This is a genomic window from Pedobacter petrophilus (assembly GCF_009674725.1).
Classification (GTDB): domain Bacteria; phylum Bacteroidota; class Bacteroidia; order Sphingobacteriales; family Sphingobacteriaceae; genus Pedobacter; species Pedobacter petrophilus.
This window is the reverse complement of sequence record NZ_WKKH01000088.1, coordinates 1-7,267: the sequence shown is the minus strand read 5'-3', so window position 1 is coordinate 7,267 and position 7,267 is coordinate 1. Positions and strand designations below refer to the sequence as shown.

At 39.6% G+C, this 7,267-nt stretch carries 8 protein-coding genes; 4 read left to right on the top strand and 4 right to left on the bottom strand.

The features are described from left to right. Positions 1–549 precede the first annotated feature (549 nt). Complete coding sequence (locus tag GJU39_RS22795; RefSeq protein ID WP_154283298.1) at positions 550–2,040, bottom strand: alpha-amylase; 1,491 nt, start codon at positions 2,038–2,040, stop codon at positions 550–552. A gap of 288 nt (positions 2,041–2,328) precedes the next feature. On the opposite strand from GJU39_RS22795, the gene GJU39_RS22790 reads away from it, so the two are divergent. Together GJU39_RS22790 and GJU39_RS22785 are read left to right on the top strand one after the other, a co-directional pair. Continuing rightward, positions 2,329–2,850 (top strand): acyl-CoA thioesterase, encoded by a 522-nt coding sequence (locus GJU39_RS22790; RefSeq protein ID WP_154283300.1) that lies wholly within the window; start codon positions 2,329–2,331, stop codon positions 2,848–2,850. Positions 2,851–2,919: 69 nt separating this feature from the next. Further along, positions 2,920–4,110: a cation:proton antiporter domain-containing protein gene (locus GJU39_RS22785; protein WP_154283297.1), complete on the top strand. Its 1,191-nt coding sequence runs from the start codon at positions 2,920–2,922 to the stop codon at positions 4,108–4,110. On the opposite strand, the gene GJU39_RS22780 is transcribed toward GJU39_RS22785, so the two are convergent. The 3 genes from GJU39_RS22780 to GJU39_RS22770 all read right to left on the bottom strand — a co-directional run bounded on the left by GJU39_RS22780 (position 4,100) and on the right by GJU39_RS22770 (position 5,902). Next, a complete protein-coding gene (locus GJU39_RS22780; RefSeq protein ID WP_154283296.1) occupies positions 4,100–4,675 on the bottom strand; it encodes a hypothetical protein in 576 nt (191 codons plus the stop codon). The genes GJU39_RS22785 and GJU39_RS22780 overlap by 11 nt on opposite strands. Before the next feature lie 53 nt (positions 4,676–4,728). After that, positions 4,729–5,133, bottom strand: a complete 405-nt coding sequence (locus GJU39_RS22775; protein ID WP_154283295.1) for an EVE domain-containing protein — start codon at positions 5,131–5,133, stop codon at positions 4,729–4,731. A gap of 118 nt (positions 5,134–5,251) precedes the next feature. After that, positions 5,252–5,902 carry a heavy metal-binding domain-containing protein gene (locus GJU39_RS22770; protein ID WP_209437722.1) on the bottom strand — a complete coding sequence of 217 codons (651 nt, stop codon included), beginning with the start codon at positions 5,900–5,902 and terminating at the stop codon, positions 5,252–5,254. 413 nt (positions 5,903–6,315) lie between these two features. Here GJU39_RS22770 and GJU39_RS22765 point away from each other — a divergent pair, with 413 nt between their 5' ends. Both GJU39_RS22765 and GJU39_RS22760 read left to right on the top strand, forming a co-directional pair. Continuing rightward, complete coding sequence (locus GJU39_RS22765) at positions 6,316–6,588, top strand: hypothetical protein (protein ID WP_154283294.1); 273 nt, start codon at positions 6,316–6,318, stop codon at positions 6,586–6,588. A 107-nt stretch (positions 6,589–6,695) separates the two neighbouring features. Further along, on the top strand, positions 6,696–7,004 hold the full coding sequence (locus GJU39_RS22760; protein ID WP_154283293.1) for a hypothetical protein: 309 nt from the start codon (positions 6,696–6,698) through the stop codon (positions 7,002–7,004). Positions 7,005–7,267 lie beyond the last annotated feature (263 nt).

Below are 7,267 nucleotides of genomic sequence, written 5' to 3'. Positions count from 1 at the left end.
GTTACAACCTTCCTAAAACAAAATATTATTTGGAAAAATTTTAATTATTATTTGGATTTAAACACAGTTCATCCTGAACCTGATTCAGGACCTATTCCTTATGCGAAAAATCGTCATTGCGAAGCAAATCCTTCATTTGCTGAAGCAATCTTTCTCACAGGTTTTGGCTAAACAGATTGCTTCGCCGGCTGAAAAAGCCGCCTCGCAAGGACGATACTTCTGAAACGATACTAACCCGAAAAATCGTCATTGCGAAGCAAATCCTTCATTTGCTGAAGCAATCTTTTTCGCAGGTTTTGGCTAAAGAGATTGCTTCGCCGGCTGAAAAAGCCGCCTCGCAAGGACGATATTTCTGAAACGATACTAACCCGAAAACCCGTCATTGCGAAGCGGGCCTGTGTGAGCTGAAGCAATCTATCTTGCGAGTTTCCAAATGGAGCTTGCTTCGTCGTGCCTCCTCGCAATTGTAAAGCTTTCGGATCCTTTTCATAGCGTCTGGCTTTAGCCGACGCTAAAAGAAAAATCCCCAAAAACCCGTCATTGCGAAAATCAATTCACTTTCAAAATCCAAACCGATACGCTTCCGGCATTGCAATGAAATTCTGCCCAGCCTTTTTCATCAATAACAATCTCCTGCGGTCTGTGGCCTAAGGCATCGATAAAAGTTTTACCAGCGAATGGCGCACCAATTTCCATGGTTTTGTAGCCCTCTTCACTATTGCTGAGCACTACCGCGATGCCACTATTTTCATGTTCGTCGTCTCCGGCGCGGGTCCAGCCCATGCAGTTTCCATGGTCAAAATAATCGCGTTGTTCACCATAAGCAAAGGCAGCCCTGATTTTACTCATTGTTTCCACCTCAGGTAAAATGGCCAGTTCAATGTGCACTTCATCGCCCTCCTGGTCTTTATCATCATAAATTCCACCGTATAAATCAGGGAAGAATAAACAAGGGATGCCCTGGAGACGCAACAGGATCAAGGCATAAGCAATGGGCCTGAACCAGAAATCGACATAACTTTCCAATGCCTGTAATGGCTGCGAATCATGATTATCCACAAAAGTAACCGCTAATTCTGGTTTAACTGCCACCAGTGTGTTTTCGAAAATCGTCCGCATATCATATTCATTCCCCTCTTTACTGGCCAGGAATAAATTATGGTGCAATAAAGAATCGAAAATTTGCGTTCGTCCTTCCATTAACTCAATATATTCCACTTGCGATTCGAAGTTTTCTACATTCCAATCTTCCGCTACGATAAAAAACGGCTTATTATATTTGCTTTCCAGGTGCTCAATCCATTCTTTAATAAAATCGGGATTGATGTGTTTCACGGCATCTAACCGAAAGCCATCAATATTCGTAGTATCTACCACCCATTCTCCCCAGTATTTCAATTCCTCCACTACGGCACGGTTGCGGAAGTCGATATCGCTAAACATCAGGTAATCATAATTTCCAAGTTCTGTAGAAGGAACCTCTTCAAAACCTTCGCCAACAAAATTCTGAATAGAATAAATTGCTGTTTGCTTGGTATCTTCTGCCCAATCTACCCCGCTAAAACATTGATGATCCCAGATAAACGACGAATATTTTCCTTTTCTATTGGGGAAAGTAAATTTTGTCCAGGCCTCGATTTCAAAAACATCACTGGTAAATTCATTCCGGTCTTCCGGATTTACCGTTCTCACTTTCACCTTTTCTACCTCATCAGCACCCGTTTTATGGTTAAAAACAATATCTGCCAGGGTTGCCATGCCAAGGTTTTGCAAAGCCTTAATCGCATCCAGATATTCCTGCTTTGATCCATATTTAGTATTCACGCTACCCTTTTGGTCAAATTCGCCTAAATCAAAAAGATCATAAATATCGTAACCTACAGAATAATCACCGGTGCTGGCTTTATAAGCAGGGGGCAACCAAACACCTGTTACGCCGATCTCTTTCAGATAAGAAGCCTCTTCTTTTACCTTAATCCATAAATTTTGTTCTTCGTTATAGTACCAATGGAAATATTGGATAAGCGTTTGATTTTGCATTTGTGGAATTGTATTACTGGCGGCAAATATACGTTTGTTTGTTGAAAAGGGGTTGGGAAGAGTCTTCAGTCGTCAGTCAAAAGTCCAAAGTCCAAAGTCAAAAGTCAAAAGTCTATTCCCCTAACCAATACTAAACCACTAAGTCTAAAGTCAATAGTCTTCAGTCCAAAGTCGCCGCTAACTCCTAACCCACACTAACCCCCTAAACAATACTAACCCTTTCTACCTCTCTAACCTCTTCCACCCCCCCTCTTACTTCAAGCTTTTTCATTACTTTTGCTTTTGATGATGAGTTTGAAAAATAAGTTTGCCAAAGAGAGTTTTACAATAATGAATGAGCTGGTGTTACCGAACGACACCAATACGCTGAACAACCTGATGGGCGGTAGACTGCTGCATTGGATGGATATCGCCGCTGCCATTTCAGCTCAAAAACACTGCAACCGGATTGTGGTTACCGCATCCGTAGATAACGTATCGTTCAAACACCCCATTAAATTAGGAGATGTGATTACCATTGAGGCCAAAGTAACGCGGGCTTTTAACACCTCTGTAGAAGTCCGTTTGGATGTTTGGGCTGAAAATATTCCGAGTAGCACCCGCCAGAAAAGCAACGAAGCTTACTATACTTTCGTGGCGCTGGATCCAAGTGGCAGAACCATTCCGGTACCCGAACTAATCCCCGAAACACCAGAAGAGATTGAGCTTTTTGAAGGCGCTTTACGCCGCAGGCAATTGCGTTTGGTTTTAGGTGGAAAAATGAAGGCTGATGACGCCAGCGAGCTTAAAGCGCTGTTTTTTAAAGCGTAAATTTTACATAAAACATCTTCTGGCTTAAACTGTTTGTTCTATTTTAGCAGCTTATCATCCGCGTAAAATATGACTACATACACGATTCTTATTATTTTAAGCGGACTGGTTATCTTCTCTTATCTGTTTGATTTAGTCGCCAGTAAAACCAAAATTCCATCAGTTTTACTGCTGCTGCTGCTTGGCATTGGCTTGCGTTTCCTGGTCGATTACCTCCACATACAAACCATCAATTTCCTTACTATCCTGCCTACGCTGGGTACTGTGGGCTTAATCTTAATTGTTTTCGAAGGCTCGCTAGAACTTAAATATGATCGCAATAAAAATAAAATCATTAAGAGTGCTTTTTTCTCTGCCTTAACCATTCTGCTCGGAACAGCTACCATTATCACCCTCATTATTTATCAGATTACGCATCAAAATTTATACACCTGTATTGCCAATGCAATTCCATTTAGCGTAATCAGTTCGGCCATTGCTATCCCATCTGCAGCAGCATTGGGCAAGCAAGACCGCGAATTTGTAATCTATGAATCTTCATTCTCCGATATCCTTGGGATTATCCTTTTTAATTTCGCCATCACCAACCATTCCATCACCACTTCGGCCTTTATTGGCCTGGGCCTGAGTACCTCTCTGATTATCTTTTTATCGGCAATTGCCTGCGTGGTGTTGCTGTATGTAATGGGTAAACTGGTGCACCACATTAAGTTTTTCCTGATTATTTCGATCCTCATCCTCGTTTATGCGATAGGCCAATCTTACCATTTATCATCACTCGTTTTAATTCTGAGCACAGGATTATTCCTCAACAATGCAGATACCATTCAGAACGCCTGGTTTAGAGGGGTATTTTTGTATAAAAACCTGACAGCAGATCTCTCCCAGCTTTATCAGCTCTCGGCAGAAAGTGCCTTTATTTTGCGCACCTTTTTCTTCGTGATATTTGGTTTTACAATGAATATAAACGAACTGAACGACAAACCCGTACTGGCAAACGGTTTTTTCATTTTGATTACCATTTACGCCATTAGATTTTTCTTCCTCAAGGTTTTCAAAAAAGGATCGCTTAAGCCAATCGGATATATTGCCCCAAGAGGTTTAATTAGTATTTTGCTCTATTTTAACCTGCCGGCCTCGCTAAAAATCCCAGAGGTGGGAACCTCTTTTTTATTCCTGGTGGTATTGGGTACCAGTATGGTGATGACGCTTGGCATTACGCTGAGCAAAACTACAAACGAGGAAATACCTACGGCTTAAAACTGGCAGTATGTTGCTTCGCTTTTAATAATAAGGCAGCAGCCAGTTCTGGATTTTTTTGATAATCTATAGAGAAATAACTCAGTTCCGTTTGGTAAGCGGCGTACCTGGCGGCATCGCCTTTAATTTTGTAGCTGGCAATACTGGGATTGATAGATTGAATAGGCGTTGCTAGAATATTCCCGGTAACATTAAGTATGGTAGCCGCCACATGCCCGGCAATTTCTTCTTCCAAAGTTGGGTCTTTTTCTCCCCACTTGCGTACCACTGCGCCATTAGGCTGCTTTTCGTAATTGTCTTTACTCCAGGGATCGTATTTCAGAAACTGAATAATTCCGGCTGGCTTTTTGGGCGTTCTGATTTTTACCGATTGAATCTGATCGCTATGAATGGTAAGGAAATTCCCATCGATGATCATGATCAAAGCCGCAGAATCTACCTTATATAGCAGGCCTTTCTTAACCCCTGTTTCCGTTTTTACAATGGAAATATAGGGCTTAACCTGCTGTGCCTGCGCACTGGCAATGAAACCCAATAAAAGGAAAGCAAATAGAATTAACTTCATAGCGCTGGTAATAGATTCACCTTATTGAACCTTACCTTATGAAATTACGCAAATTAACTTCCCATTTCTAAAATTTTATCAAATTCTTCTGCTTTCAACGGCATCACAGATAAACGGCCCTGGCGAATCAGAGAAATATCGGCCAGGCTAGGTTCTGCTTTAATTTGCGCTAAACTAACCGGGTTTTTCAGCGCTTCTACCGGCGATAAATCAACCACCACCCAATTCTGATCCTCCGTAGTTGGATCCTGGTAAGATTCTTTTACCACTTTAGCCACACCCACCACGTTTTTACCTTCATTGCTGTGGTAAAAAAGCACCAAATCGCCTTCCTTCATCTCTCTGAGGTTATTCCGAGCCTGATAATTCCGAACACCATCCCAAAAGGTACGGCCATCTTCATTAAATTTTTCCCAGCTGTATTTAAAAGGTTCTGACTTGACTAACCAATGATTCATATCTTGTTTGATTTTAAAGGGGCTTTGATGTAAGCTTCAAAACTAATAAAATGGAATGGATTAGGTGGTAAGTTTGGGAATTTAGGAGGGGAGAAGGCAGAATACTTTAATCTTCAATTTACTTATAATAATCCCCGAATTCTAGGCTAGGTAGTGAGTTCAATTCCCCGACCTTATCGCTAAGTAATGTTAGAATGTTACGTTTATCGGCGAAGTTGTCGTTCTCAAGCGCGAGTTTAATTGCAGTTCCTGACATGCAGACCATTAGCATTCCTTTACCTCCCCCAACTTCGGAATAATCTATATCAGTACCGATAATAGCATTACCTCCCATTAAAGCACATTCTAGGCGTAATTTTTTCTTGCAGATTCCCTCACCGGATGAGATTTTATTAGCCATTGTCGCTGATTGACCTCCCGTAAAATCAGCCCATGATCCCGAGAGTTCAGAAAGAAATCCAGTACCTGATACAGATTGAGCACTAACTATTTCTAACACTTTATACTCCCATTTGATAGGGTTATGTATTGTAATTATAGGCATATAACCAATTAGCTTTTCTATACCAATCATTAAATTTCCCTTCTCAAAATTAACTTCGATTCTTTTTTGTGATATAATTGGAATGCCGCAATCATTGCAATATGCTTCAGATTGTGGAGAGTGAAATGAATTAATAACTTCTTTTGTTGATTCGCTTAGAATGTATCTAGATGTTAAAAGACCATCCATTTTCTTTTGGCAATTAGGGCAATGTTTGTATGACATGAGAATTGATTTAGATTGTCAAGGTACTTACTTTATATGAATGTTTAAAAACTTAAATAGATATGACCCGTGCGGGCGCAGGCATTCCGTATATGAAAAATAATATTGAAAATGTGCTAGTATCATAACATAAACGCTGCACATTATCGTCTGCGCAGGCCACCATGAACACTACTCAACATTTATATCATTCCAATATTTTTTCTAACTTGAGTTATATTTAGGTACTCTTTGAAAACATTAGAAAAAATCTCTGATATATTTAATATCATGCATGATGGTTCAATCGAACAATGGTGGACTAATCAACAAATATTAACTTTAAAGGTGTCATGTAAGTATTTGGCAGAGTTAAGAAATCCAAATTTAGTTTCTTCTTCATCAATTTAGTGGGGATAAAAACCCTCGAACTGATGCCTTGGTTGGACATTGGTCAAACAAACGTTAAACTCACTCAATATAAAGATATATTCGCAGGTGAATTAGAAATTCTTTCAGCTAAAATCTTGCGAGACAAAGTACATATTGAATGTAATCAAAGATCGAAAGATCTTCCATATTTTGGCGGGGTTTTAGTATTGGAAGTAGAAAACATAACAATTTATGATGAAGCTGAATTGATGCTATCTCTCGAGGAACTGAATAAATTAAGTGTTACCTACTGGGAACAAGTTAAAAATCATTAACTACCTCGTTAGTGCATCCTATCCATGTTTGGAAATAAATAAGTAACAACAATTGGAATACTAATCCATTTGAATTTATATTTTAGTCTAAAAGCAACAACCAAAATATGGGACATAAGAAAGTCTGCCTAGAGTGTAAGAAAGCATACAGCATTTACGGCAGGGATATTACTGAAGAAATTAATTTAACTTGTCCACAATGTGGAGCTAAAGGTATTTTAATGCCATACAGATTCAGACCGCCTAAAAAAGATGATCTTAAAAATTGGAATTTGACCATGTACCTCATTGAAAATGGTTTTTTCTACCAGCACATCTATGAAAACCATCAATACGTGAATTACCCATCCAATATGGATGAAGCCAAAATTTTTGTAGCAAAGTTTAGATCCCAGGCTTTTAAAATTAAGGATTGATCTTCTCACTCCGCTAGCGCACGCGCAATGTCATTAAGTTAATAGATTTCATATTGCATCTCTTTGGTTTTTAGTTACTTTAGGTCTTGTTCTGGCTCTATATTTGCCGACCTGTCTTTCAACGGTACGGTTATTACGTATCGGTATTGTATGTTTTAGGAATAAAGTCCTCCGCTAGCGCACGCGCAATGTCATTAAGTTAAGGATTTTTATATTGCATCTTTTTGATTTTTAGTTACTTTAGGTTTCACTCTGGCTCTGAA